Annotated in this window: 26 protein-coding genes and 2 tRNA genes; 12 read left to right on the top strand and 16 right to left on the bottom strand. The window is 49.8% G+C overall.

Annotation, left to right across the window (positions count from 1 at the left end; translation table 11 throughout):
- Nucleotides 1-351: hypothetical protein (locus tag JW878_03985; protein MBN1762224.1), on the top strand; the 351-nt coding region annotated here is incomplete at its 5' end.
- Between the two features lie 194 nt (nucleotides 352-545).
- Here JW878_03985 and cas2 read toward each other — a convergent pair.
- The 8 genes from cas2 to JW878_04025 all read right to left on the bottom strand — a co-directional run bounded on the left by cas2 (nucleotide 546) and on the right by JW878_04025 (nucleotide 6,140).
- Nucleotides 546-809 carry a CRISPR-associated endonuclease Cas2 gene (cas2, locus tag JW878_03990; protein ID MBN1762225.1) on the bottom strand — a complete coding sequence of 88 codons (264 nt, stop codon included), beginning with the start codon at nucleotides 807-809 and terminating at the stop codon, nucleotides 546-548.
- Nucleotides 810-844: 35 nt separating this feature from the next.
- On the bottom strand, nucleotides 845-1,195 hold the full coding sequence (locus JW878_03995; GenBank protein ID MBN1762226.1) for a HEPN domain-containing protein: 351 nt from the start codon (nucleotides 1,193-1,195) through the stop codon (nucleotides 845-847).
- Between the two features lie 13 nt (nucleotides 1,196-1,208).
- Nucleotides 1,209-1,511, bottom strand: a complete 303-nt coding sequence (locus tag JW878_04000; GenBank protein ID MBN1762227.1) for a nucleotidyltransferase domain-containing protein — start codon at nucleotides 1,509-1,511, stop codon at nucleotides 1,209-1,211.
- A 168-nt stretch (nucleotides 1,512-1,679) separates the two neighbouring features.
- Complete coding sequence (cas1b, locus tag JW878_04005; protein MBN1762228.1) at nucleotides 1,680-2,795, bottom strand: type I-B CRISPR-associated endonuclease Cas1; 1,116 nt, start codon at nucleotides 2,793-2,795, stop codon at nucleotides 1,680-1,682.
- A 12-nt stretch (nucleotides 2,796-2,807) separates the two neighbouring features.
- Nucleotides 2,808-3,350, bottom strand: a complete 543-nt coding sequence (gene cas4, locus JW878_04010; protein MBN1762229.1) for a CRISPR-associated protein Cas4 — start codon at nucleotides 3,348-3,350, stop codon at nucleotides 2,808-2,810.
- Between the two features lie 37 nt (nucleotides 3,351-3,387).
- Nucleotides 3,388-4,086: a CRISPR-associated endoribonuclease Cas6 gene (gene cas6 / locus JW878_04015; protein ID MBN1762230.1), complete on the bottom strand. Its 699-nt coding sequence runs from the start codon at nucleotides 4,084-4,086 to the stop codon at nucleotides 3,388-3,390.
- Nucleotides 4,087-4,568: 482 nt separating this feature from the next.
- Nucleotides 4,569-5,990, bottom strand: coding sequence for a tyrosine-type recombinase/integrase (locus JW878_04020; GenBank protein ID MBN1762231.1), 1,422 nt, complete (start codon nucleotides 5,988-5,990; stop codon nucleotides 4,569-4,571).
- Nucleotides 5,991-6,066: 76 nt separating this feature from the next.
- Nucleotides 6,067-6,140 (bottom strand) — tRNA-Val (locus JW878_04025).
- A 148-nt stretch (nucleotides 6,141-6,288) separates the two neighbouring features.
- Between JW878_04025 and JW878_04030 the strand changes: the two genes are divergently transcribed.
- Genes JW878_04030 through JW878_04040 form a run of 3 tightly spaced genes read left to right on the top strand, consistent with a single transcriptional unit; the run spans nucleotide 6,289 to nucleotide 7,817 of the window.
- Entirely contained in the window at nucleotides 6,289-6,657 is a 369-nt protein-coding gene (locus tag JW878_04030) for a nascent polypeptide-associated complex protein (GenBank protein MBN1762232.1), read from the top strand.
- A gap of 12 nt (nucleotides 6,658-6,669) precedes the next feature.
- Nucleotides 6,670-7,530, top strand: a complete 861-nt coding sequence (locus JW878_04035) for an NAD(+)/NADH kinase (GenBank protein MBN1762233.1) — start codon at nucleotides 6,670-6,672, stop codon at nucleotides 7,528-7,530.
- 29 nt (nucleotides 7,531-7,559) lie between these two features.
- The gene (locus JW878_04040) at nucleotides 7,560-7,817 is read left to right on the top strand and encodes a PRC-barrel domain-containing protein (protein ID MBN1762234.1); all 258 of its coding nucleotides are present in this window, start codon (nucleotides 7,560-7,562) and stop codon (nucleotides 7,815-7,817) included.
- Here JW878_04040 and JW878_04045 read toward each other — a convergent pair.
- Nucleotides 7,809-7,883 (bottom strand) — tRNA-Arg (locus JW878_04045). The two genes, JW878_04040 and JW878_04045, sit on opposite strands and share 9 nt — an antisense overlap.
- A 121-nt stretch (nucleotides 7,884-8,004) precedes the next feature.
- On the opposite strand from JW878_04045, the gene JW878_04050 reads away from it, so the two are divergent.
- From JW878_04050 to JW878_04075, 6 genes are all read left to right on the top strand, one after another.
- Entirely contained in the window at nucleotides 8,005-9,411 is a 1,407-nt protein-coding gene (locus JW878_04050) for a DHH family phosphoesterase (protein MBN1762235.1), read from the top strand.
- A gap of 107 nt (nucleotides 9,412-9,518) precedes the next feature.
- Complete coding sequence (locus JW878_04055; protein ID MBN1762236.1) at nucleotides 9,519-12,203, top strand: CoB--CoM heterodisulfide reductase iron-sulfur subunit A family protein; 2,685 nt, start codon at nucleotides 9,519-9,521, stop codon at nucleotides 12,201-12,203.
- A 6-nt stretch (nucleotides 12,204-12,209) separates the two neighbouring features.
- Nucleotides 12,210-13,835, top strand: a complete 1,626-nt coding sequence (locus JW878_04060) for a hydrogenase iron-sulfur subunit (GenBank protein ID MBN1762237.1) — start codon at nucleotides 12,210-12,212, stop codon at nucleotides 13,833-13,835.
- A gap of 1 nt (nucleotide 13,836) precedes the next feature.
- Nucleotides 13,837-15,177, top strand: a complete 1,341-nt coding sequence (locus JW878_04065; GenBank protein ID MBN1762238.1) for a CoB--CoM heterodisulfide reductase iron-sulfur subunit A family protein — start codon at nucleotides 13,837-13,839, stop codon at nucleotides 15,175-15,177.
- The gene (locus tag JW878_04070; GenBank protein MBN1762239.1) at nucleotides 15,178-16,872 is read left to right on the top strand and encodes a CoB--CoM heterodisulfide reductase iron-sulfur subunit A family protein; all 1,695 of its coding nucleotides are present in this window, start codon (nucleotides 15,178-15,180) and stop codon (nucleotides 16,870-16,872) included. It begins immediately after the preceding gene.
- Nucleotides 16,873-17,248: 376 nt separating this feature from the next.
- Complete coding sequence (locus tag JW878_04075; GenBank protein ID MBN1762240.1) at nucleotides 17,249-17,638, top strand: zinc ribbon domain-containing protein; 390 nt, start codon at nucleotides 17,249-17,251, stop codon at nucleotides 17,636-17,638.
- Nucleotides 17,639-17,698: 60 nt separating this feature from the next.
- On the opposite strand, the gene JW878_04080 is transcribed toward JW878_04075, so the two are convergent.
- Nucleotides 17,699-17,893, bottom strand: coding sequence for a hypothetical protein (locus tag JW878_04080; protein MBN1762241.1), 195 nt, complete (start codon nucleotides 17,891-17,893; stop codon nucleotides 17,699-17,701).
- A 449-nt stretch (nucleotides 17,894-18,342) separates the two neighbouring features.
- Between JW878_04080 and JW878_04085 the strand changes: the two genes are divergently transcribed.
- Entirely contained in the window at nucleotides 18,343-19,176 is an 834-nt protein-coding gene (locus tag JW878_04085; protein ID MBN1762242.1) for a F420-dependent methylenetetrahydromethanopterin dehydrogenase, read from the top strand.
- Nucleotides 19,177-19,284: 108 nt separating this feature from the next.
- On the opposite strand, the gene JW878_04090 is transcribed toward JW878_04085, so the two are convergent.
- The gene (locus JW878_04090; protein ID MBN1762243.1) at nucleotides 19,285-20,004 is read right to left on the bottom strand and encodes a hypothetical protein; all 720 of its coding nucleotides are present in this window, start codon (nucleotides 20,002-20,004) and stop codon (nucleotides 19,285-19,287) included.
- A gap of 134 nt (nucleotides 20,005-20,138) precedes the next feature.
- Between JW878_04090 and JW878_04095 the strand changes: the two genes are divergently transcribed.
- The gene (locus JW878_04095; protein ID MBN1762244.1) at nucleotides 20,139-20,579 is read left to right on the top strand and encodes a nuclear transport factor 2 family protein; all 441 of its coding nucleotides are present in this window, start codon (nucleotides 20,139-20,141) and stop codon (nucleotides 20,577-20,579) included.
- 14 nt (nucleotides 20,580-20,593) lie between these two features.
- On the opposite strand, the gene JW878_04100 is transcribed toward JW878_04095, so the two are convergent.
- The 5 genes from JW878_04100 to JW878_04120 are packed head-to-tail and all read right to left on the bottom strand — an operon-like array spanning nucleotide 20,594 to nucleotide 25,527.
- Nucleotides 20,594-21,805 carry an ABC transporter permease gene (locus JW878_04100; GenBank protein ID MBN1762245.1) on the bottom strand — a complete coding sequence of 404 codons (1,212 nt, stop codon included), beginning with the start codon at nucleotides 21,803-21,805 and terminating at the stop codon, nucleotides 20,594-20,596.
- Nucleotides 21,805-22,995, bottom strand: a complete 1,191-nt coding sequence (locus JW878_04105) for an ABC transporter permease (protein MBN1762246.1) — start codon at nucleotides 22,993-22,995, stop codon at nucleotides 21,805-21,807. Before JW878_04105 ends, JW878_04100 begins: the two co-directional genes overlap by 1 nt.
- Nucleotides 22,996-23,010: 15 nt before the next feature.
- Complete coding sequence (locus tag JW878_04110) at nucleotides 23,011-23,673, bottom strand: ABC transporter ATP-binding protein (protein MBN1762247.1); 663 nt, start codon at nucleotides 23,671-23,673, stop codon at nucleotides 23,011-23,013.
- A gap of 28 nt (nucleotides 23,674-23,701) precedes the next feature.
- Nucleotides 23,702-24,991 (bottom strand): hypothetical protein, encoded by a 1,290-nt coding sequence (locus tag JW878_04115; protein MBN1762248.1) that lies wholly within the window; start codon nucleotides 24,989-24,991, stop codon nucleotides 23,702-23,704.
- The gene (locus JW878_04120; protein ID MBN1762249.1) at nucleotides 24,988-25,527 is read right to left on the bottom strand and encodes a hypothetical protein; all 540 of its coding nucleotides are present in this window, start codon (nucleotides 25,525-25,527) and stop codon (nucleotides 24,988-24,990) included. The genes JW878_04115 and JW878_04120 overlap by 4 nt, the downstream gene beginning before the upstream one ends.
- Nucleotides 25,528-25,679: the final 152 nt, after the last annotated feature.

Here is a 25,679-nt window from a genome sequence, read left to right on the forward strand (position 1 = left end):
AATAACTATGAAGTTAACATCAATGAGGACTACATAGAACTCCTGGAGCCTTCAGAAAATAGTATGATACATTCGATAATTTATAATGGACAAGAGTATGATTTTTATAAATTTAAAGAACAACTCAAAAATGATGTTCTAAAAAAATGGAATAGATTGGAAGAGCAATTTCAGCTAGTTAGAAAGCGTAATAGGAATTTACTCCAAGAAATTCTTAAAACAGATTTACGTAAAGTAATTATCCCTGAAGAAGTCGTACTAAGAGATGGAAGGATGATAGAAGTCAGGAAATATGTGAACCATAGATTGCTTCTACAGGATTTAGATATTACTCCATCCACCATCATCTAATTTTGGGAGAAATAAAGTAATTTCAGACTCATGAGGTTAAAATGTAGACGATTTTTACACAGGGAAGATTCAAGCATACTTTAACTTTTACTCTTTCTATTTTGCATTTCCCATTCAAATTTTAAGAAAGTTAGATCAAAAGAACTTATATTTTTTAGCAAAGATTTTTGCGCAGGTTCTTTCTCCAAAAAGTGTTAAACGATGCACCCGATATCCGCCTTCTCCACGCCCAGCGTCTCTATCTTCACCTGATCCTTCGTCCGAAACGTGTAGAACCGCACCGAATCCACGTCCGCTTCCATTAGCTCTTTCACATCGTGCTGGATACGCTTGAACTCCGCGTCCGTCAGCTCGCCTTCAAAAACGGAGTTCTGCACCCAATCCATAGACCGCCGCAGGTACTGGCAGATCTTCGTCACGCGTTCTACACCCATATCATACACGATTATCACGAACATTTCTCATCCTTGCTTAGTCAATTCATATCAAAATCTCATCCCTTGAACTCTTCGCACTCTTTCAAGAACAGTTCAGCTCCTTCTACTATCTTCCTCGCCTCCTCTTCGCCTATCTCGGCCAGGAGTCCATAATCTGCCTCCTCACGGTCTTCCTGCGCACGGGCGAACAAGTCGAAAATATCCCGCTCAAATGTGCCCGCCTTTACAAATTCCAATCCAAACTGAGCTATAACTCCCCGGTGCGTCTTTGAATATACGTCTCGCTCTGCTAACAACGCCCGTGCAGCGAAAAACATCGCATAATACGCCCTGCTCACCGCGTCTGAATAAAAGCCATCCTCCAATAAACTCCTCGCTACCTCTAACTTCTCACCTGCTCGCTCCATCAATACTAACTTCTCATCCAATTACCACACCCTCATTCGTTATCTGCGAGATAAAATGCGTATTCTTCAACCGCTCAAACTCACCAGGAGTAATAACTTTAACGGATATATATGTGCCCGTATCAAGCAGTATGTCTATTGCCTTTTCAATCACTTTGCCTTTGGTCTTTTGCTTATCGCTCGATAGTACTAGGATATCCACGTCGGATTCCTCAGTATCCTCGCCCCGTGCCACCGAGCCATACAAAATTATCCGCTCCGCTGCTGCGTCTTTCAACGTTCGTGCAAATTCCTTCGCTAGCTCTAATTTCTTCATCTACCTGCTTCACTATTTCCCTTCCTTCTAATTATACCTTTCGGCGTTCCCTTTGACTCTTCATCTCCCCCAACAGCTTACACGTGTTTTCAGCCAAGGTTTTACACGAAACAGACCGCGTTCGCGTATTTTTAGTCAAGGTTTTTGCGCTTCGCGCAAAAAAGTTTTTTACCACCAGATCACAAATGGCTTATACGGCTTCGTGCCCAATAAATGCTTCGTCAGTTTGTAGCATTCCAGCCGGATCAGCCGCTGATACGACACGTTCCGCTTCAAATCCCGATGCTTGATCGTTGTCTTCAGCTTCTCATCCCATTCCGCCAGAAACGTCCGCCGCCCTTTATCGTTCAGCAAACACGAGTTCAGCTCCTGCACAAAATCGCCTTCACTCAGCATGTGCTTGTTTACCAATTTGAAGATCACTCGATCGACCAGAAACGGCTTGAACACCTCCGCTATATCCAAAGACAGCGAAAAACGGCGTTCCGAAGGCTCGTGCAGATAGCTTATCGTCGGGTTCAGTTGCGTATTGTAAATCTCCGTCAGCACCGTACCGTACAGCAGCGAGTTGCCAAAGCTGATCAACGCATTCAACGGATTCTCCGGCGGCTGCTTCGTCCGAACTCCGAACTTGAATCCCGACGGCACGATCTTATCATAGCTCTGATAATACGTGTTTCGTATCGCGCCTTCGAGCGCCATCAACCGCTGCACCGTGTTCGTCTCCTTACTGTCTATTCGTGTACTTAAAGCCTGTATCTCCTCCAACTGTTTCGTTACTGCTCTTCCTTCTCGATTGTAATACTCGAGATTCCGCATGATGTTCTCCGCGGCACCCTGCACAAACGCTTTCGCCAGCTCCAGCCGCTTCTTCTTCTCTATAAAGTGCCTCGCCTGGTTTATCACTAAATCACCCGACAGTAACCGCTCCCGGGGATAGTAACTACCCTCGTAAAACCCATAATAGTTATAGAAATGCACCGGTGTCCCGTATTTCGAGAGATAGCTAATAACACCAGAAGTAAATGATATCCGCCCGTACGCGTAAATCGCACTTATTCGCTCGATCGGAAGGATCTTCTTCTCGATCCCCGGCTTCGCTTTCGCCCCTTCCTGTTCCTCAGCTTCTATCTTGAGTTCCGCCTCAGTTCCCTCTACCTCTGCCTCAAATACCTTCTCTTCCTCTTCCTCCTTACTCTCCGCATTCTTCTTGTACACGAAATACACCGTGTTCTGCTTCCGCCTCAACACCCCGTTCCTTAAGATGTAGTAGTTCACTTTCATCGCTCTTCCTCCTCACACCCAGCAAAATTCAAAATACGCGCACTTACGACAGATTCTCAGATACGAAGGTCGTGGTGGTTCTGGCAATGCAACCACCTCCTGTATACCTTTCAGTATGGTTTTTATCTCCTCTTTCAATGCATCAGTAAGCTCCACCTTCTCCTTCTTACGCAACAGAGGATAGTCTATTTCGCCTTCCACGTCCTCCATGCCTTTCAATTCCGCCAAATAAAACAGATAGTAAAGAAGCTGATATCGATGCGCCCGCTCCAGCCTCTTTCCCTTCTTCACCTCGTGTAAAACGAGTGTATCTCCCTTTCGGATAAAATCTATCGCTATTCGATCATCTATAACAATCTCCTTCTTCTTATCGCCCCCATACGAAGTCTCATGCACCAGCTTACCATAAGAGACAAGATCAGAACTCTGCTCCATCGTGACAAAATGCGAGAACAACCATAATTTCGTCTTACAAATGACGTAATAATTCACCTGTGTACCGCTGAAGAACATCTCTTTAGACAGTAATGCACCTATATCCGACTCAGATTCCATCTCTCTTCCTCCTACTTTAACGCTCGCAATGGTGCTCTTAGTGCCCTCGCGAACTCACAATATTTCTTTCGTCTAAATTTTCTTTTCTCTCTCCAACCCTATTCACGAATCCAAACCCCAAAGAACTCCGTTCTCCAAATCCCGCGTCTAACCCAAACTCTATTACTCTCAGTTGCACATCATCCAAATAACTCCAGACAAACTCCCACATGCTTCCTACCATCACGTATTCCTTTCCGTCAATAACCACCTTGGTAGCTGTGGGTCTCCGGAACATAAACTGCTCGAACAGATCGTAATTTTCTATATTCGTACCGTTAAATTCGTTAAATTTCTTTATCAGATTCTCACTCAACTGCTTCAAAAAAGCATCAAATGAATATTTCGGTCGCCAATAAACATATCTCTGTTTCCTCTCATCCTCTGGTATGCCATATTTATCATAATTCCGCTCGGGTATCCTGATTATTACTGGCGTTGCTGTAAGCACCTTCAAATTCCTCCTCGTTAGCTTCACATCAAGGCTCTTTACATCCAGCACCTCAAAAGACATTTCACCGATATTTGCTGCCTGCCCATGCGCGGGAAAATTCTGTAGTGTATCCCTTAACGAAGCAACTAGATCCTTATTTGGCGATGCAATAATCAACTTCAAAATATCCCGCTCTGCCATATCTTTTATCGGAAAGATATTTGAAAAGCAGAAGAATTTATAACCCGCTTTGTCGTGAACCATCTCGAATCCTGAGTCTCGTAAAAGTCCATAAATGAATCCCTGGAGCTTATGATGATACATACTTTCATAGCTCTGAGATTTTGCTGCTCGAAGCGTAATGAGAAGGCGCATGTATATTGATGCCTTTTACTTCAAAGAAAAGTTTTTGACTGAACAAGGAATCATTTTTATTACCATCATTCCTCCCTATTTCTGCCATACCTGGAGGCCTTAGTCAAGTCAGATTTTATCCAATGTCGTATTCTGAGCTTTTTAGTAAGTTGATAATTCCTTTAATAGTACCGTCACCTCCCCCTCGGCACTAGGATTGTAGCTCTCTCTTGCCCCTGCGTAATGAGTTTGATCGTTCCGGCAAGAGCGTCCGGCCTGTCATCATGCGCCGCAAGCGGGAAATGGACGAGCTGCTCGATAAGGAGCGGATAATCCTGGTTCCACGAGGTTAAGAATGTCAGCTGCCCGTTGGAGAAGTAGGGCTCGATCGCTTATGCCGGTCTTCTCCTCACCACGCAGCGATAATCATCTATTTTCGCGACAAAACTCCAATCCCTGCTCAAATAACTTTCTAACTTCTCAACGGAAATTACCTTTTCGGCTGTTTTAACCTCCGGTACGAGCTGCCCGCGTTTCCATTCCATCGCGTCCTTAATGAGCGTGACTTGCTCTTCCTGCGGGAGCAATCGCCATAATATCTCTTTACCCTCGCCGTATTTTGCTTTTATATACTGCCCGATAATCTTCTCCGGATCATCGCTTATGCCCGCAGAAGCCGCCCTCACCGAGGCTAACAAGATATCCGTAAGCTTTGTCTCCATCGGGCTCCGTGCGAAGTTTAATTTCGCGTATTCCGCACGGTGATATTCAACCTTATCCTTATCATAATAGGCGTCCTGAGAGCCAGGAAGGATATGGCCAAACAGAAACTGCTGCGTGCTCGGATCCATGCGACCTCCATCGACTGTCGGTTCTCTCAGCACCGATTCAAACGCTTTTCTCAAACAGTGCGCGGAGATATGCTCCCACTGCTCTATCCCTGCGCGTCGTGCCGCAGTTTTGATTATCTTATTCACCGTTTGTGGTGCTGGTCTATGCAACATGCGCTCCGCTTTCTTCCAGAGCGTCCAGTCAGAGCAAAACAGGGGCTCGTCCGGTGCTATGTTCACGAACTTCTCTTTTCGTTCCCTGAGGAATGCCTTCAATACTTGAGCTGCTTCTGCACAGATAAAGGTGCAATAAGGGATGTTCCCCTTGCAGGCATCAGGCACGCGTTCTTTCATCTCGGGATACACCGGAATTTTGATGATCTCCTTACCGTTCTCCACATCATCCCGTACGTCCTCGTAGTTCAGTGCGCAGAGTGTGCTGATTCGTAATCCAGAACTAAAGAGTGATAGGAGTAATGCTCTATTCCGTGCACTACCGGCGCCATCGGCAATTCGATACATCTCGTCCTTAGTCGGGATGTACTCCTTCTTCTTCCGGTATCGCGCGGGCACGAAATACGTTCGCACCTTTAAGGTCTCGTAACCGTTTACCCTGAAGAAGGACAGGAGTCTCCTGATGATACTGTTAAGGTACGCTCGACTATACTTCGTTTCGCCAAGCTCATCAACAAAATCCATAATAAGCTCTTCCACCTTTTCAGGCGGGAGTTTTACCAGCTCATCAGGTCCGTAGCTGGTATATTGACAGAACCGATGAAGTATGCGCAGATACACGCTCATCGTACTCGTGCTCTTCGTGTACCTTCTCAGATGGCGCAGCCACTTCTGTATCGAAGGGTACTTCGACTTCCAGGCATCAGCGCCATCCCTATCCTCTATTCCGAAGTAGAGTTCCCAATCTCGCAGCTTAGGTGCCTCATGCAGTTCAAACTTGCCGAATATCCTAGGCTCCCCTGCAGCCATTTTTAATCACAAAATATATAGGACAAGCTATTTATAAAACTATATGCTTTCTGATGGATTCATCCGCTGTAGGGAATGGGCCCGATGCGATTCGAACGCATGACCTTCGCCTCGTAAAGGCGACGTCATAACCAACTAGACCACGGGCCCCTCTTTGCTCTTTATGCGCCACGTTAAGCTTTTTGCCGCGGTGACTGGTGACGAAACGTAACCGCTTTATTCTTTTGGTTCGTTTCGTTCGTTATACCTTATATTATACATACGATAGTGCTATTTTAAAATAAAAAGGCAAGGAAAAATGCGTGGTGGATTTAGAAAGGGAGTAGGCGTGAATCCGAAGGTGTTAAGCCAGCAGATGAAACAGCTGGGCATAAGCCTCGAAGAGCTGAGCGATGTTGAAGAGGTCGTGATAAGAACCGCAGATGCCGAGCTCGTTTTTGAGGACGCCGTCGTTACCGTTATGGACGCACCGGGGTCGAAGATGTATCAGATAACCGGTACGCCGGTAAAACGCCCGAGAACTGAATTAGAGCCCGAGTTGAGCATCTCTCAGGAGGACGTAGCGATCGTAATGGAAAAAGCGGGATGCAGCGAGGCAGAGGCGAAAGCTGCGTTAACCGAAACGAACGGTGATTTAGCTGAGGCGATATTCAAACTCTCTGAATAACGTACGTAAAGAATGACCGTAATTCAGCCGAAACGCGTTGGGATCGTATGTAAAGGTAGGGACGAGGATATCATCGTATTAAATAAGCTGATCGAATCCATAGAGGATCGAGTTGACATTGTATTCGATGAATCAACAGCGAATAAGCTTCAAACGCGCGGAATGAAACTGAACGAGATGTCCGTTGATCTTCTGATCTGCATTGGCGGCGATGGTACCATTCTACGGGCGCTTCATGCGTTACAAACACCAACGCCGATGTTAGGAATAAACATGGGTGCTATCGGTTTCTTAGCGGAGGTGCAGCCGGAAGAAAGCGTTTCTACACTCACACGACTGCTAGAAGGGTTTGAGGTCGAGCAAAAGGAGCGACTTGCCGTAACGATCAACGGATCGGAAGAGAAGACACCGTATGCGATGAACGAAGTAGTCGTCATAACCTCCAAACCCGGGAAGATGCTTCACTTTGCCATCTTTATCGATGACGAGGAGTTGGAACGGTTACGTGCGGACGGTGTGATCTTCGCAACGCCCACAGGCAGCACTGCGTATGCCATGAGTGCCGGCGGACCCATCGTAGACCCCCAGGTGAATGCAACCATAATCGTGCCAATCGCGCCCTTTAAACTCGCTGCACGACCCACCGTCGTTGATATAACCAGCGAGATACGCTTTGAACTTCTGGAGCGGAAGAATGCCGAATTGGTGATCGATGGGCAATTTTACCGGGCGATCGGAGAAGAAGAACGAATTAGTATTACCCGGGGTGCACCGGCTTTTTTTGTGAATGTCGGGGGCAAACATTTTTTAAAACTCCGTGACAAATTACGGGGTGAGGAAGAAAAAGGAAAGGTTGATATACCTAGAAGGTGAAGGTGTGTGTGGGGGGAAGAGGAATGAAAATGCAAAGTATATCGGTATTGCGGTTGAGTAATAAACGGGTTGTGAACTCAGAGGGGGGGGAAATGGGCACGTTGCACAATATAGTGGCTGATGCGGGAACGGGCATTTTGCGGGAACTTGTGGTTAAACCCGCTGCTGAGCTTGACACGAGCAAGTTCAAAATGGAAGACGAGTACATCTTCGTACCGTTCGAAGCCGTTAAGGCGATAAAGGACGTCATCGTTGTAGATAGTGAGATGATACGGGCACGGGCGTGACGGGATTCGAACCCGTGATTTGCAGCTTAGGAGGCTGCCGCCATATCCTTGCTAGGCCACACGCCCTATCAGACAGACTTTTTCGTGCAGAGAATAAAGAGAGGATTATCAAAGAAAAAGCTTTTTCTTATCGAATTGCTTGAAGATTTTAGTGCTGTTTCAACAGCATTTCTTTTTTATCTATGCTATGGCAACATTGCAAAAGAGCGTGGAACAGGCAGCGAAGATCATCAACGGGCATGAACACGCGCGTGTGATCTCGCATTACGACGCAGACGGGATAACATCCGCAGGAATTATCTGTAACGCGTTACTTCGACGAGGCATACAGTTCCACGCGACGATTGTGAACAAATTGGAACGCTCTTTTATTCAGGATTTGGATGAGAGCCTGATCATAATTTGCGATATGGGCACCGCGCAATCCGATCTGCTATCCGAGAATCTCAGGAAGGACGTGGTAATCATAGACCACCACGCGCCTGCAACGTCAGTCCCGGCATTTCACGCATCGTCCTCTTCCTCAGTCCTTATCAATCCCTGCTGCCTGCGTGGTGCGGAAAAGCGTGAGTTGACCAATGAGCGTGGCAGCACAATTTGCGCTGCAGGGCTCTCTTATCTCGTAGCACGGTGTATGTCGTCAGGCGACGATACGGGCAACATAGACCTTGCCGGACTCGCGATCGCGGGGACATTAGGCGATAAATTGGATCTTGAAACCGGAATTAACCGCCTGATTGTGGACGAGGCGGTGCAGGAGGGCGTTGTTACGGTTAAAACTGGTCTGAAGCTCGGAGTCGGTAAGATCAGAGATTCAATCCTTTTCGCTACCGATCCCTACCTCCCGCTCGCAGGTAAAGTGGAATGGGTGGATGCGTTTTTGGAGAAGATGGGAATAGCCAAAGATACGCTTTTGAGCGCTTTAAATAAGGCAGAGGAGAAAAGGCTGACTGCCGAGTTGTTAGCGCTCTTACGGGAATCGCAAGCTTGTATCAGCGATGACGCATTAGTAGGAACCTCGTACACGCTCCATTCTGAGGTGATACGGGATGGCATGGATTTTATGAGGATGGTAGATGCGTGCGGTCGATTGGGCAAATCGGGTATAGGAATAGGGCTGTGCCTGCGTGAGGCGAACCTGGTAGAAGAAGCGACCTCGTTATACCTGAATATTCAAAGCAAACTTGTCTCCGAGTTGAGTAGACTGGAAAGCGAAGCAGATGCAATAAAAGAGCTTAACCATATCTTCTACTTCTTCGTGCAGGAGGGCGGCGTAACGGGCACGTTAGCCGGCATCGTAGCGGAGTATATCTGCACGGGAAAGCCCGTAATAGTGCTGAACAAGAAAGACAAAGTTGCGGAGGACCAGAAAGACGAAGAGACGAGGATATCAGCGCGGTGTAACAAGAAACTAATGTCGGCATCAGGAGGGATAGACCTCGCTGTAGCGATGGAGCAAGCATCAGGGGCGGTAGACGGTTTTGGCGGCGGACATCCTGTTGCCGCGGGAGCATCCATACCCAAGGGGTCGGAAGAGAAATTCATAACAGCGCTTGATACGATCATCGGTAAGCAGCGCGGGCAAAAGAAGTGAGAGTTCATAGCCAGAACCATTTACAGACCTTTATCCCCGTTCTTTTTAAATCACATACAGAGGATTTAGAATTATATTAACAACGAATCCGTAAGGAGATAATGCAAATGGGGATTGCAGTTGTAGGCGGCGGGATTTCTGGGATTTCTGCGGCACTCGATCTCGCACGTTCTGGGTTCACGGTCTACCTGATAGAGAAGAACCAAGAACTGGGTGGCAAGATGTCTGAGCTTGCGGAATGCAAGGTAGGCTTAGCTCCACTGATTGCCGAGGTGGAGAACCATCCTAACATCGAACTCTTGCTCTCCAGCGAGTTGGAGGCCGTATCGGGGTCTGCGGGCAATTTCACGTTGACCGTTTCCGGGAAGGAGATAACGGTTGAAAGTATCGTGTTAGCCCCCGGTTACGAGCTCTTCGAGGCCATATCCAGAAGTTATTCACTCGATCATCCGGACGTCGTTACCTCGTTGGAGTTCGAACGAATGCTCCGGGCCGCTACGAAAACCGGAGAACTGCTGCGACCATCGAACGGTGCGCCAGTGAAGAGGGTAGGTTTTATCCAGTGTGTCGGCTCGCGGTGCACCGAGAACGAGCAGTGCTCCACCGTTTGCTGCGCTTATACGGCGAGGGAGGCGTGGATATTGAAGCGGCGATTCCCTGGTGTTGATACTTACATCTTTTACCTGGATTTACGGGTATTTGGAAAGGACGAGGCGTTAGTGGAAGAGATAAGGAACAGATATAACGTGAAGTACATACGGTCGCGAGTGCCCGAGGTCGTTTCTGAGGGCGAGACCTTGACGGTTAAGTTCGAGGATTTCGAGCAGGGATCGGTTGCGCGATTGGATCTCGACATGGTGGTCCTCGCGGTTGGGCTCCGGCCGTCAAGAACGGTACGTAAACTCGCGGAAATAACCGGCGTAAAGACGGACGGTAACTCGGGCTACGTAGAAACGAGCTTCACGAAGCCACTGGAGACGAACATTTCAGGCATCTTCGTCTGCGGGACCGCGAACGCACCGATGAAAGTGTGGGAAAGTGTGGCGCAGGGCAGTGCAGCCGCTTTAAAGGCTTCTTTACTCTCTGAGCGCGTCGAGCGGCTGGAAAAGGATCGTGAAGTGGTTGCGGCTGACGTTGAGCCACGGATCGGGGTCTTCATCTGCGGGTGTGAGGGTGAAATAAGCAATTCCGTGGATATCTCCGCGGTTGTTGAGCGTATAAAGAACCAAAACGGCGTTGTTTACGTAAACGGCGAGATAAACACCTGCGAGGACGTACGGACTGTGATAGAGCGGGAGATAAGAGCCCAACGCCTGAACCGGGTAGTATTTGCCGGCTGCACACCGCGAGGGCATGAAGAGCTGTTCAGAGGCGCATGTGCGAAGGCAGGGTTGAATCCCTATCTGCTGGAGATCGCGAACATACGGGAGCACTGTGCATGGGTGCACGAGCGCGAAGACGCGACTGAAGTGGCCGTAGATCTTATAACTATGGCGGTCGAACGCGCGAGACATCTTGAAGATCAGCCCGCCGAGCTCTATCCGGTGACGCCGAAAGCGCTCGTTATCGGTGGCGGTGCCGCGGGAATGTCCGCTGCGCTCGACATTGCAAATGCAGGGTATGACGTTTATCTCGTAGAGAAAGAGCCAAAACTCGGCGGATTGCTGAACACCATCCCGAAGTTACTAACTGGAGAAAGTGCTTCTGACGTTTTAAACGGTCTTGTTGCCCGAATAAAAGATAATGCACGGGTAACGGTGTATACCAATGCGAAAGTAGCGGATGTTTGGGGCAGATCCGGGGAATTCAAGGCACGAATACGCGGAGATAGGGCGGATGTGGAGCTAGAATTTGGCGTTGCTGTACTCGCGACTGTTGCAAGCGAATCCGCACCTGAAGGCGGGTATTTCGGCTATGGGCACGATAAAAACGTAATAACGCAATCCGAGTTTGCAACGATGCTGGAGGACGGCCCTGCCGTGGAGGATGCCAGCACAATCGTTATGATTCAAGATGGGGCGCCAGGCGAAGGAGTGTATCAAAAGCAGAACAGCATCAGCGTAGTAACGAACGCATTACGAGCGAAGAAACTTAAGCCTGAATCGAACGTATTCGTACTCCACCAGGAGATCAAGACGTACGGTAAATGGGAATTGGTCTACCGCGAGGCGCGAGAACGAGGCGTAATCTTTCTCAGATACGATAAAGAGCGTCCGCCAGAAGTGGAGGACGGCATCATCTCCGTTCACGAAGTTACACTTAATGACGAGCTACTGTTACAGCCCGATCTGGTCGTGCTGAGCACGCGGATGAAACCGTATGAAGGGAATGAACACCTGAGCGAGCTGTTCAAAATCCCGCTGGATGAAAATGGATTCTTTCTGGAAGCACGCGAGCGCCCGCGTATGAACCTGACGCCCGTTGATACACCTAACAAAGGCGTGTTCATCTGTGGTTCTGCCATTCACCCTACAACGCTGGATGAATGCTTTGTTCTGGCCAGTGCAGCGGCATCACGGGCTTGCGGCATCCTATCTAAGGAGTTTATAGCGGCGGAACCGCAAACTGCACGCGTGGACGAGACACTTTGCAGGGGCTGCGGGCTCTGTGAGCAGATCTGCGAATACGGAGCGATAACGCTTAAAGAATCGGGCGGCTTACTGGTAGCCGAAGTGAACGATGCTCTCTGCAAGGGCTGTGGTGTGTGCGCCGTCGCGTGCCCCGCCAGAGCGATTACCTGTAGATATTCATCCTTAGAACAAATAAGATCGATGATTGAAGCGATTACGTAGGAGCTTATGGACGAAAAAGGATTCGAACCGCAGATATTGGTCTTCTGCTGTAACTGGTGCGCGTACGCAAGCGCAGACCTGTCAGGTACGGCCAGGCTTCAGTATCCGCCAGGGGTACGAATAGTACGCGTGATGTGTGCAGGCCGTGTAGACCCCTATCTCGTGCTCCGAGCGTTCGAACGCGGGTTTGACGGCGTTATGATCGCGGGCTGCCACCTCGGAGACTGCCATTACCTTTCGGGTAACGAGAAGGCGGAGCAGCGGGTTTTGATGCTCAAGGAATTGCTCGGCGTTATCGGCATTGAGCCCGGACGGTTGAAGATCCTGTTTGTTTCGGCAGCCGAAGGCGGAAAGTTCGCAAAGGAGGTAACGGGATTCGTAGAGGAAATTAAGCGCATTGGCAAGAACGAGATAAGGGTAGAAAAGCCGAAAGCCAAATTAAAAGATTTAGATACCATTATTGCGGATACTGCAGTTTACTACTGCGCGGAATGTGGCAAATGCACCTCTATTTGCCCTGTTTCTGAGGTGAAGGATTTTTCGCCGCGCGTTACCGTTGGCAACGCCATTTTCGGGTTCGATACCGACGTGGAGCAGGTAGCGTTTGATTGCCTCACCTGCGGGCGATGCAAGGACGTCTGCCCCGCGGTGGTGGATTATCCAGAATTCACGCGACAAGTGAGGCGGAAAATGCTCTTGGAAGGCTACGAAGCGCGACCAACTCACGGCAACCTCTTCCTCTCATCGGCACGCATAATGGCGCAAACGGAAATAGACGGTAGATTTAGACGGGCTCTGTTTGAAGGGCTCAAAACGAGTTCAAAAGGGGACGTCGTATATTTCACCGGATGCTCTCCGCTGTACCAGTTCCTTTTCAAGGAGGTGGGCTGCTCACTTGATAATCCGCTGGAACGCATAGGCGATGACGTAGCCCGCATACCGAGGGACGCGGTATTCCTGATGAACAAAGCAGGTGTGGCACCCGTGATCCTGGAGCAGGAGAAGTGCTGCGGGCATGACCTTTACTGGATCGGAGACGACGAGAACTTTGAGACGCTTGCGAGATACAACACTTCGCTTATGAAGGACGCAGGCGCGAAACGAGTGGTGTGCTCATGCCCCGAGGGCTACTGGATAATGAAACAGAAATACCCGAAAGTCACGGACTTTGATCTCGAAGTTTTGCACATTTCAGAGTTCCTGCAGGAGCAGGTGGAAAAAGGCACGCTGATACTGCGCCTGGGCGAAAACGGAAAGGAACCGCGGAAAAAGGTTACGTATCAGGACCCGTGCAGGCTTGGCAAATATCTCGGTGTGTATGACGCGCCGCGATTCTTACTGGAGGAAGCCGGATTTGAAGTCGCGGAGATGGCGCATTCACGGGATATTGCGAACTGTTGCGGCGGCCCGAATGCGTGGGTTGGCTGCGGAAGCGCGAACCGAATGATGCAACTGGACAGATTGGAGGAGGCGACGGCGACCAAAAGTGAGGTGCTGGTAACCTCATGCCCGAAATGTCAAGCGCATTTGAAATGCGGGCAGTGTGGCGAACTCCCGGCCGGTAGAGACGTCGAGATCGAGATAAAGGATCTGGTAACGATCCTCGCGGAAGCGGTTAGGGAGGCGGAATAATATGGGACGCGTTTTGGTGATTGGAGGGGGCATAGCGGGAATACAGGCGGCTTTAGACCTTGGCGATCGAGGACACGACGTTTACCTCGTGGAAAAGAAGCCTTCCATCGGCGGCCGAATGGCGCAGCTTGATAAGACATTCCCCACCAATGACTGCTCCATCTGCATACTCGCGCCTAAAATGTTGGAATGCTTCGACCATCCGAACGTAACGGTGATAACCAACGCGGAAGTAAAAGGGCTAGAAGGCTCAGCGGGAGACTTCAAAGTGAAGATCCTGAAGAAGCCCCGTTATGTGGATGAGGCTAAATGCACCGGTTGTGGCGATTGTGCTTGGGCTTGCCGGCTCAAAGGGCGATTTCCTGACGATTTCAATATGGGTCTGGGCAAGCGATCCGCGATCTCGCTCTATTTCATCCAAGCAGTCCCACGCGTGGCGCTCATCGACGACGAGCACTGTCTCATGCTTACGAAAGGGAAATGCGGGAAATCACCACCCTGCGTTGACGCGTGCGGACCTAAAGCCATCGATTTCGCGCAGAAGCCGGAAGAGATCAAACTCGATGTCGATGCGATCATTGTAGCGACTGGCTATGACTTGCTTGACCCGTCGCAGTTCAAAGAGTACGGTTACGGCGTCTACGTGAATGTGATAACGGCATTTGAATTCGAGCGGCTTATATGCGCCGGTGGGCCGAAAGAGGGGCATCTTGTACGGCCTTCGGACGGCGAAGTGCCGAAGACAATCACGTTCATTCAATGCGTCGGATTGCGGGACCGCGATAACTATCCGTATTGTTGCAGTGTCTGCTGCTTAAATTCCACCAAGGGCTCTATACTTGCGAAGGAGCATTATCCGGAGATAGAGACGTACATCCTTTATTCTGAGTTGCGAGCGGTGGGAAAGAGATCGCAGGAATACGTGGATCGAGGGCGGGATGAATACAGGATAAAGTATATACGGGGGATGCCGGGGGAGCTACTCGAAGACCCAGAGACCAAGAATATCATAATCAAATATGAAGATATGGACTCGGGAACGATCGAGCGCATGGAGGCCGAGTTGGTCGTCCTGAATACCGCTCCGATACCCGGCAAGAGCTCAAAAGAGCTTGCAGAAGTGCTGGGCATCGCAGTGGACGAGTACGGGTTCTTCTCGCCTAAGGATCCGCTTGGCGCGCCTATCGAAACGGAAAAGAAAGGGATATTCCTCATTGGGTACGCGCAGGGTCCGAAGGATATCCCGGAGAGCGTGGCACAGGCGAGTGCCGCAGCCGCGGAAGCTTCGGAAATCATCGCAAGAAAAAGTAGTAGAGGAGATGAGGGGGGAGAAAAGGAGTAAATGGACGCGAATGACGATGAGATACGGGTTGGCGTATTCGTCTGCCACTGTGGATCGAACATCGGTGGTGTGGTAGACGTGCCTGCGGTTACCGAGTATGCGAAGACGCTTCCGAACGTCGTGTATGCGGAAAGGAACCTTTACACCTGCTCTTCAGACGGGATCGATTCGATAAAAAGGGCGATCGGAGAACATAACCTGAACCGGATTGTGGTCGCTGCGTGCACGCCGCGAACGCACGAACCACTGTTCCGGAAAGCGTGCGAAGATGCCGGGCTCAACAAGTATATCTTCGAGTTCGCGAACATCCGAGACCACTGCTCGTGGATCCACATGCGTGAGCCGGAGAAGGCGACGGAGAAGGCAAAAGACCTTGTGCGAATGGCAGTAGCAAAGGCTGCGCTTTTAGAGCCGCAGGATGAGAAGCGGGTGAGTGTGGAGCCGAAAACGCTCGTTATCGGCGGTGGCATAAGCGGCATGACCGCGGCCTTGAATCTCGCGCGACAGGGGTTTGACGTGCATATCGTGGAGAAGGAGCGCGATTTGGGCGGAATGGCGCGACAGCTTTACAAGCTTTATCCTACCTTTGTGGACGCCCTTGAATTCGTGAATGCCATGATCAAGGAAGTCGAAGCCGAAGAGCGGATCACGATCTGGACGTCGACCATAGTGAAGGAGGTCGAGGGCTACGTCGGGAATTTTAACGCGACGATAACCCCTGCTGAGGGAAAAGCGGAGGAGGTCTTGAACGTGGGCACGATAATCGTCGCGATCGGTGCCGCGGAATACAAGCCGGACGGGTTTTACGACTATGACGGATCGAGCGTTATAACGCAATTAGAATTAGAAGCGCGGCTGCGGGCGTGTGACGATGCCGGGGATTTCTCCAAACTCGGCGGCAAACGGATCGTGATGATCCAGTGCGTTGGCGCTCGTGGCCGGAAGTTCTCCTATTGCTCCAAGATCTGCTGCACCACGGCATTGAAGAACGCATTAGTGATAAAGGATACTGTGCCCGATGCCGAGATCTACGTTTTGCACAGGGGCATAAACGTCTACGGCGAATACGAGTACCTGCTCATCGAAGCACGGGAGAAGGGGATACGGTTCGTGAAGTTCGGGCCGGGAAACGAGCCTAACGTCGAAGGTACGAATGTGCGGGTCTATCACGAGAATATCAGGAAGGAACTCGAGTTGGAGGCCGACCTAATTGTTCTCTCCACGCCGCTGATCAGCACTCCGGAGTTCGAGCAACTCTCTAAGATGCTCAAAGTGCCACTGGGGCCGGACGGCTTCTTCTACGAGGCGCACGTAAAGCTCAGACCGCTGGATTTCGCTACCGACGGCATTTACGTCTGCGGGACCGCTCACGGCCCACGCGATATTCCTGAAAGCATAGCGCAAGCCTTAGGCGCGTCGTCACGGGCTTCTATACCGATGGCACGCGGATTCGTCGTTCCAGAAGCGATAACGCCGGTTGTGGACGAGTCTGCATGTGTGAAGTGCGGAATCTGCGTGGACAAATGCCCGTACGGCGCGTTACGGCTGGACGATGATAAGCTGGAAGTGATCGACGCGCTTTGTAAAGGCTGCGGGACGTGCGTCGCTGCCTGTCCCACCGGCGCGCTTGACCAGCGGCACTTCCGGAATAAAGAGGTAGAAGCGCAGATAAAGGCTTTCTTCTGTTTATCGTAACACTGACTTTGACACGGACGAGATTCACGGATTAGATACCACGCTTGATTGCCACCCTCTCTCAGACAAAGAATTCAAAAACTAGTGTGGAGAAACAATGGTTGGAGGTTTGATAGCGCTTATGCGTTCGCATAGTGGAGTGGTACAATAACCGCATCCAGGAGTTCGTGACCTGGAATGCGGTGAAAACCCGAATGATGCATTTGTCCGGAAAATGAGAAGCGAGAGCATTCTGGTGATGTTCCTTGCATGATACAAACAGGAGGTATGTTTATGAAGGAGCAAGCTCTTTTGGATAGTAGGCGAAATAATATTAGGACTCCACAGTAGAAAAAGATGTGCATACTTTTTAAAGCTAAAAAACTTCAGTAAATGTATGTTTTGTAAAAACTGTGGGGCTGAACTTGAGGAGGGGGATAGATTTTGTTCAAAATGCGGGACTTCGGTGAGCGGCCATTTAAAGCCCCAGACAGATGGAAAACGAATCAGTAATTCTAGTGGGCATTTATGTGCTTTTTGTGATGAAGTGATACCGGCTAATGATTTTGTGATAGATGAGATGGCTAAGTGGAGATATTTCCATAGTAAATGTTATAAAAAACTCAAGAGACAACGAAAAGCAGCCGAAGAGGTTTGTGCCATTTGTGGAGAAAAAATTGAAAAAAAAATTGGTGCAGATGTGGTCACTTGCTTGCTCCCTGAAGATCCTCGATATGACGAGCTGGTTACAAAGTTGGTGCATCTTAAATGTAAAAATGGAAACTGACGTTGCCGTAATAGATTTACGCCTAACGGATGCACTACATGAAAGGATTAGAAAATTATACTAGTTAGGACTTACGCGCTTGAACCGAGCGTGTACCGAGGATGAGCCAAGCCAGATAAGCTCGAATTGCATCGCGAATGATGTATGACTTTTACCATACCAAGTGATGCCGGTTTGCAGCTGGTGTGTCTCCACACGGAGAAACGCGCGCAGCACCATGAGCAGAAAGCTCTTCTGCTCCGCGGCTTTCCTCATTTGGGCTTGTACAATGCCGCAGCACTGCTTGATGCCCCGATGGTAGAGTGGAGGCTTTTTTTTATAAAACTCACTTCGAAGAATATAATTTCAATCATATGATCCTCTTTAGCATGATGGAACTTGAACACAATTTGTCTGGAGTCCCAAAGTTATGTTGTCAGTAGTTTCACCGAATCACATGGTGAAGCTCATGGACAAAAAGATTAAATGGACGGTTAAACAGGCAATCAACAAAGGTGAATGCACTGAGATGGTTGTAGCGATATACTGTCTCTCCAACGAAGAATACCGCAACTGACGGAGAGAAGGCATAGGCGGAGGTTTGATAGCGCCTATGCGTTTGCAACGTGGTACACTAGCACAGGCTCTTTGTTCAGACAGAAAAGCGTGACAAAAACCGCAGGTTTTATATCTGGTGGCGACCTACCCATAAAGCGTGATCTTAGATGGACGTAGTAAAGATTGGATTTATAAAATTGGGGAATATCGGAATATCACGCATAGCGGATTTGCTGCTGGACGAGCGAGCTGACAGAGAGGACATAGACGTTCGAGTATTCGGAACGGGCGCGAAGATGACGCCGGAAGCTGCACCAGACGCCGCTCGCTTACTCGATTGGGGGCCGGATCTGGTATTGGTACTCAGCCCGAATGCGGCTCTCCCAGGCCCGAAGAAAGCACGAGAGATGGCGAATGAGAAGGGCATACCGTGTATTGTGCTCTCGGACGCACCGGCACTGAAGGCCAAGGACAAACTAAAAGAGGACGGCTTCGGCTTCATTATTATTCCGGGCGATCCGATGATCGGCGCGCGACGTGAGTTCCTCGATCCCGTGGAGATGGCGATCTTTAACGTTGATGTCATGTCCGTGCTCGCGACAACCGGTGTGGTGAAGCTGGTGGCAGATGAGATTGACCGTGTGATCAGCGAGATACGGGCAGGTGGCGAGGTGAAACTGCCACAGATAGTTGCTACGGCGGAGAAAGCGGTTGCAGCTGCAGGCTTCACGAACCCGTACGCCAAAGCAAAGGCCATTGCCGCGTACAGCATGGCGGAGAAGGTGGCTGAGCTGGACGTTAAGGGCTGCTTCATGATGAAAGAGGCTGAGAAGTACGTGCCCATCGTGGCTGCGGCACATGAGCTGCTCGGCGAGGCGGCAAAGCTCGCCAAAGAGGCACGGGAGATTGAGAAGTATTCTGACAGCGTACTTCGCATGCCACACGCGAGAAAGGGCGAACTCCTGAAGAAGACGAAACTGATGGAGAAGCCGAGCGCTTAGCGTAGCGTATTTTCTCCATTTTTTCTTTTTTTCTCTTTCTTTTTTAGTCTATCGTTCCGATTGTATTCCTGTTGCGGTTTAAACCACGCATTAAAAGAGGTTTTTATGCTATGGGCCAAAGAGACTTACGTAAAGCCCGCCCCAGGCCTCTTCGACAACGCCGGGATCATGTACCGATACGGCAGTGATCAGTACTAGAAATACCAAGAGCACCACCGATGCAATAATAATCCACGTGCCTGCTCGTGATTCTTTTATGTCGCTGTGGTCCAGTACCAGTTCCCGTTCTCTTAAATAACGGTCTAAGCGGTCGTCATCGGGATAATGACACTTATACACTTCTTTTAACTCGTCCCGTGTCAACCCTGGATAGCGCTCCGCGATGACTTTTAATCTTTCCATAACGCCTTTGCGTTCCTGCTCCCATGCCTCGAATTTTCTCGTTACCGTTATCTCTGTCATCCGCTCCTTATTTGCAAAAATGTTCCCGTTGCTATCATTTACCAAACCTAAACTCGTGATATACTCTTCCAAGGTCTCAGGAGGTACGCTAAATGTCTGCGCTATGGTCGCACTCTCGACGGGTTGGTGACGTTCCACATACCGAAGTATCAGCAGCCCGGTTTCTGCATGTTTTTTCTCCGCTTGAATCTTCTGTAAAACGGCTATAGCGTGCTCTTCTTCTGCCTGCGTCTTTTCCATGCGCTTTAAATCACGCTTCGCCCGTGCACGTTCAGCGTAAGCCTGCTTGAGCCGTACTTTCTTCGCGTGTGCTTTTTCTTCGCCTTCCAAGCGTCTAATCTCAGCTTTTAGAACCTCTTCAGCCATTGCTTTTTAGAATGATGTCTATATTTAAAAAAACTGCGGGGTTTACGGTCGTTATCTGAGTTCTATCGAAGGTCTTTCTGTCCTATCTTTTTTAAAAAACGGTGTGTTCTAACTACATTACGGCGAAGAGAAAGATGAAAGCAGATAAAAAAACAGAGGCTGAGATAAGAGCTGTTCTGGAACGGATGGCCGAAGCGTATGAGAATAAGGATGTTGACGCCGTCATGAGCTGTTATGCGCCCGACCCTGATGTGGTCTCGATCGGCACCGGGAAGGATGAGAAGTACATTGGGCCTGAACAGTTAAGGCGAGCGTACGAACGCGACTTCACGCAATCAGAATCGGTTGCAATGACCTTCGACTGGCTCTCGGTTTCCACCGCGGCAGCCGGAAACGTCGCCTGGCTTGCCTCAGATATCACCATACACGTACAAGTGAGCGGCAAGCACCTTACCCTCTCTGGAAGACTGACCGGAGTTGTGGAAAACCGAGGCGGTAATTGGTTACTAGTACAAGGGCATTTCTCATTGCCTGCAGCGGAGCAGCCGGAGGGCCAATCGTTCCCGGAACAGTAAAACGAAAAAGCCGTTTATTCGTACTTCACCGCTTCGACCGGGCTCATCTTCGCGGCCTTTCGCGCGGGATACAACCCTGAAATGACCCCCACCACCACAGCAACCGCGATGCCGCTAAGCAGCACTTCGAGCTTCACAATCGCGGCAAGTTCCACGTCAAACGCCGTCTGTATACCGAAACTAATCGCACGAGCACCCAGAACGCCCAGGATACAGCCGCAAACGCCGCCTATTAAACTCACCACACCCGCCTCGAGCAAGAACAGCGAGAGAATATTCCGGTTCTTCGCACCGATCGCTTTCATCACACCGATCTCATGCGTTCGCTCCATCACCGACATCAGCATCGTGTTCATGATCCCCATGGCCGCAACGAGCAGCGAAATAGACGAGATAGCGATTAAAACCACTTGTAAAATCCCGAAGACTGATTCTAACTGCTCGATTGCACTTCCCATCGTCATTGCCGACGTAAAATCATCCAATTTGTGATTGTCATCGATCCGCTCCTCTATTTCGGCCGCTATTCGCTCCGCGTCCTCGATGTTGCGCACGCGAACGAAGATTTCTGCAATATCATCGTTATCAAGAATCGTCACCGAATCGCGCTTCGTGACGTAGATCGCTGAATCAACCTCGGCCCTGAAACCTCCCTGCTCTTCCAGTACGCCAACAACCCTGAATTTGCTCCCGTTTATCGTAAGGCGATCATTAACCCCAATATCCTCTTCAAAATAATCGTAAGCGATGCTGTACCCGATTTCACATGCTTTGTTATCGTTCTCGCGCAAATCTCGTCCTGCTGCCATCCCCTCCGCTCCCCCTTCTTCTCGCTGAATCGTCTCGCCAAAGACCGCCACGATATCCTGCGGATCGATACCCGTGACCGTCAGCCTGAACGTCTCATCACGGTATTCCACGTCTTCTATCTCGCCTCTCATCCCGACGACATCTTTGACACCATCGATCCGTTTCACCGCAGCCAGATCACGGTCGGTAAAGCTGCCAAACGAGCCGAAGCTGCCGAAGTCCTGGGCGCCGGGCGTCACCATGATCACATCAGCCATCTCTATGAGCTGATCCGTTATGGCCGCTTGCATGCCGAAGCCGATGGAAATCAAGGCGATTACTGAGCCGATACCTACCGTAATACCCAATATTGTGAGCGCAGAACGCGTTTTGCGCTCCTTGATGTTCCGATAAACCAGCGAAAAGGAATCCCTCATTATTCGTACCTCACCGCTTCAACCGGGCTCATCTTTGATGCTTTCCGTGCTGGATAGAACCCTGAGAGCACACCGACACCCATTGCAACCGCGATCCCGCCGAGGAGAACCGCGGCTTTCACAGACGCGACAAACTCGATCCCCAGTGCCGAGCCCGCAATGAGACTTATGATTCGTGCGAGAAAAACGCCGATGATGCAGCCAACCACGCCGCCCACCAAACTCACCATACCCGATTCTAAGAGGAATAGCGAGAGGACATCGCTGCTCTTTGCGCCGATTGCTTTCATCACGCCGATCTCATGCGTCCGCTCCATCACCGACATCAGCATCGTGTTCATAATGCCAATCGATGCGACCACGAGTGCGATTGCTGCGATGCCAACCAAGACGCCCCGTAAAATACTAAAAACTGATCCAATCTGCTCTAGGGCGCTGCCCATCGTCATTGCGGTGGCGAAATCATCGAGCCCGTGATTATCGTTGATCGTTTCCTCGATCTCATCGGCTATTGCTTCGGCTTCATCGATATTATAGACCCGCACCATGATGTATTTTACCTCATCGGTTTGCATAATGTCCTTTGCAGCGCGTAACGAAAGAAAAATGTGGGGATCGACGTCAGCTGCATACAGCGTGCTTGCCTTTTCAAAAACGCCGATCACAATGAATTTCTCGCCATTGATGACCAGCTTATCGTTCACGTGTACCGTTTCATCGAAGAATTCGTTAGCGACACGGTCTCCAATGACGCAGGCTTTATAATCGTTCTCTCTGAGCCATCGCCCTTCCTTGAGTCCGACCGGATCCACATAGAAGCTCCCCAGCTCCTTGGTATCGCCACCGAAGATAAAAATGGGTGTTCGTTCATTCCGATACTCCACTTCCGCGGCATCGTACGTCATTGCTGTTATGGCCTTGATACCGCCTATCCGCTGCAAATCTTTGATATCGCGATCCGTGAAACTCCCCTGCTCCACATACGTTGTCCCGGATATTTTCCCGGGCATCACCGAGATGAGATCGGCAAACCCACTCAATTCGCCGGTGATCGCCTCTTCCATACCATAGCCGACGCTCACCAAGGAGACGATAGCCGCTATACCCACCGCGATGCCGAGCACAGTGAGTATTGACCGCGTTCTTCGTTCCCGTATGCTCCGGTAGGCCAGGAGGAATTTATCTCTCATTGCTCACTCACTTAATCAATCAAGCAATCTGCCGTCTCGCATCCGCTTTGTTCTCTGTGCACGGGCTGCAATCTCGGGATCGTGTGTCACCACGATGATCGTGCGTCCCTCTTTATTCAGCCCACCTAAGACATCCATTATTGCCTTACCCGTTTCACTATCCACGTTTCCCGTCGGTTCGTCGGCGATGATAATCTCAGGATTGTTTGAGAGGGCGCGAGCAATAGCCACCCGCTGCTGCTGCCCGCCACTTAGTTCCGACGGTTTATGATACCTGCGGTGCTCAAGTCCGACATTTTTTAGCATTTCCTCAGCTCTCTTCAGTCGCGCCTCACGTTTCACACCGGAGAAGAAGAGGGGCAGCGCAACATTTTCCACCGCATTTAACGTATGGACAAGGTTGAATTGCTGAAATATGAAGCCAATCTTATCTCTGCGTATCTCTGCAAGCTCGTTTTCGTTGAGCGTCGCGGTATTGATATTCTCGATGAAGACGGAACCGCTTGTGGGCGTGTCCAGACAGCCGAGCATATTGAGCAATGTGGATTTGCCCGAGCCCGAAGGGCCGATGATCGCAACGAACTCGCCGTCCTTTATCTCTAGGTTCACGTCATGCAATGCGTAAACTTCCGCATCTCCCATTCGGTAAATTTTCGTGAGATGTTCCGTGTGAATCATGTATTATTCTCTTCTTTGCTTGCGCGCTCTATTTCGTCTCTCGTGCTCGCTTTCTCCTCGCTCTCACCCAGACAACCACACCGACAACGACAAGAATTACCACCACTACGCCCACAATCGCCTGATTTGGTACTGTGCTCTTCTGCTGCTCTCGTATCTCTACCTGCACTTCATAACCTGCTAGTTTATATTGCTTGTCGGTGTCAATATCCGTGTACATGACGTTAAAGGGTATCGAGGTCTCGCCGAGATCCATATCGGTTGTATAAAGATCAAACGAGGCGGAAAAGACATCGCCAACCTCCATATCACCGATGAAATATTCTGATGGCAGCAGTTTGAGCCCACTGGCCAGAGGAACCACTGATACCGCTTTAATATCTTTGGTCATCCCGTTCGCGACGTCAAATTCGATCCTTGCAACCTCTCCCTGGTAGACAAATTCCGGTGCATCCACGAGAATAAGTCGCACGTCTGATCTGCTCGTTACCGTGATAGACGACGTAAGATCACTGGAATGCACGTTATTGCCGTTCTTATAGCTCGCTTCAAAAGCAATGTCGTGTATCCCTTCAGAACGTGGGTTGACAGTGAATTTCACAGTTCGCTGCTCATACGCTCCAAGATTGCCGACATAGAGCCCCTCAGGCGTAAATTCGAAGTCAGTGTTGCTCTTCTTCACAAATACATTGACCCCTTCTACGATATTCGGCCTGTTATTTGCTACGGCGATCGCAATATTCTTCGACTCGCCAAGCGAAATCTCTGATGGTATATCCTCCTCGAGTAACAGCACTTCACTGCTGTCCACCTTCACGGGGACCGGGAAACGCACATTGTCCCCGTTGTCCACTTCGATGTACACTTCGGGGTAATACGTGCCGTCGCGGGCAAAAGTAGCGGCCTTTAGCGGGAACGAGATTGTTATGCTCTCACCGGGTCCCAAGGCACCGACGTTTAAGTATTCGGTGCGTTGTGTACCGCTACTCAACCACTCGACATCTCTGCTCGTGCTACTCAATCGTATCGTATCTATCTCTGCACTTATCCCTCGAGTCGACGTGGTCGTCTTCTGCGAGGTAAGCGACGGATTCTCGACGATCGTCTCGGTCTCTGAGGACTGGGTGTCCATATTCTTTATGGTGAGCGTAATTGTGCCAGTGTCGCCGGGCATCAAGACTGCGGGCTCCATGGTATAACCGGTAACCATGACTGCAGGGCCCTCGACAGCGTAAGTCGAAGCTACCGCGAGTAATAAGAGCGCGACAACCGCTAAAAGCGCCGTCATAACTATGCCTAATTTTTTCCTATCTTTCATTTTTCCACCTCCTTTCTATTATCCTCTAATCGTATATAAATTCTTTTTGCCTTCTCCTTCACATCTTCCCGATCTAAGTTCATCCCATTTATCAGGGCGATTATCTGGGGGAACAGTAGAAAAGCGAAGCTCACTTTTTTGTATTCAGCTCTAAGTGCGAGAAGAGATTCCCGTAACGTATCATCCTCGCTTGTTTCTGCAAACTCAGAGAGGAAATCTATCACCTGCTTTAGCCGTTCTTCATATTGACGCCCGAGGAGTTCACCGTAACTCGTGGCTAGCGAGGGATTGTTCGAATAGTATTTTTCCCTTCCCTCCCGTTTGACAATAACCACGGTTCGCTCTCCCATGCCCTGCAAACATTGACTGATCATTCCTCTGCTCAAACCAGTACATGCTTCGATCTCCTTCTGCGTTACCGGTCGCGATTTCAGGAGCAGAAAACCCCAGATACGGCCCACTGATTCTCCTACACCCAGGCGCTTTCCCACCTTCGCGGACGCATCCAGCATCTTTTCCATCGCTGCTTCGCGCATCGTTTCACCACCTGCTTTTAGGTTTTTACTAAAATATTAAAAAGTAGTGCATAAAAATACTCTGGAATTGTTAAGTAAACTTTGAAACTACCCGGTATAAAGTGATGCTGGTATGGCTTTGATCCCTCTATGATACCTTTTAGTGTTGAACC

This window comes from Methanomicrobia archaeon (assembly GCA_016930255.1).
Lineage (GTDB): Archaea > Halobacteriota > Syntropharchaeia > Alkanophagales > Methanospirareceae > JACGMN01.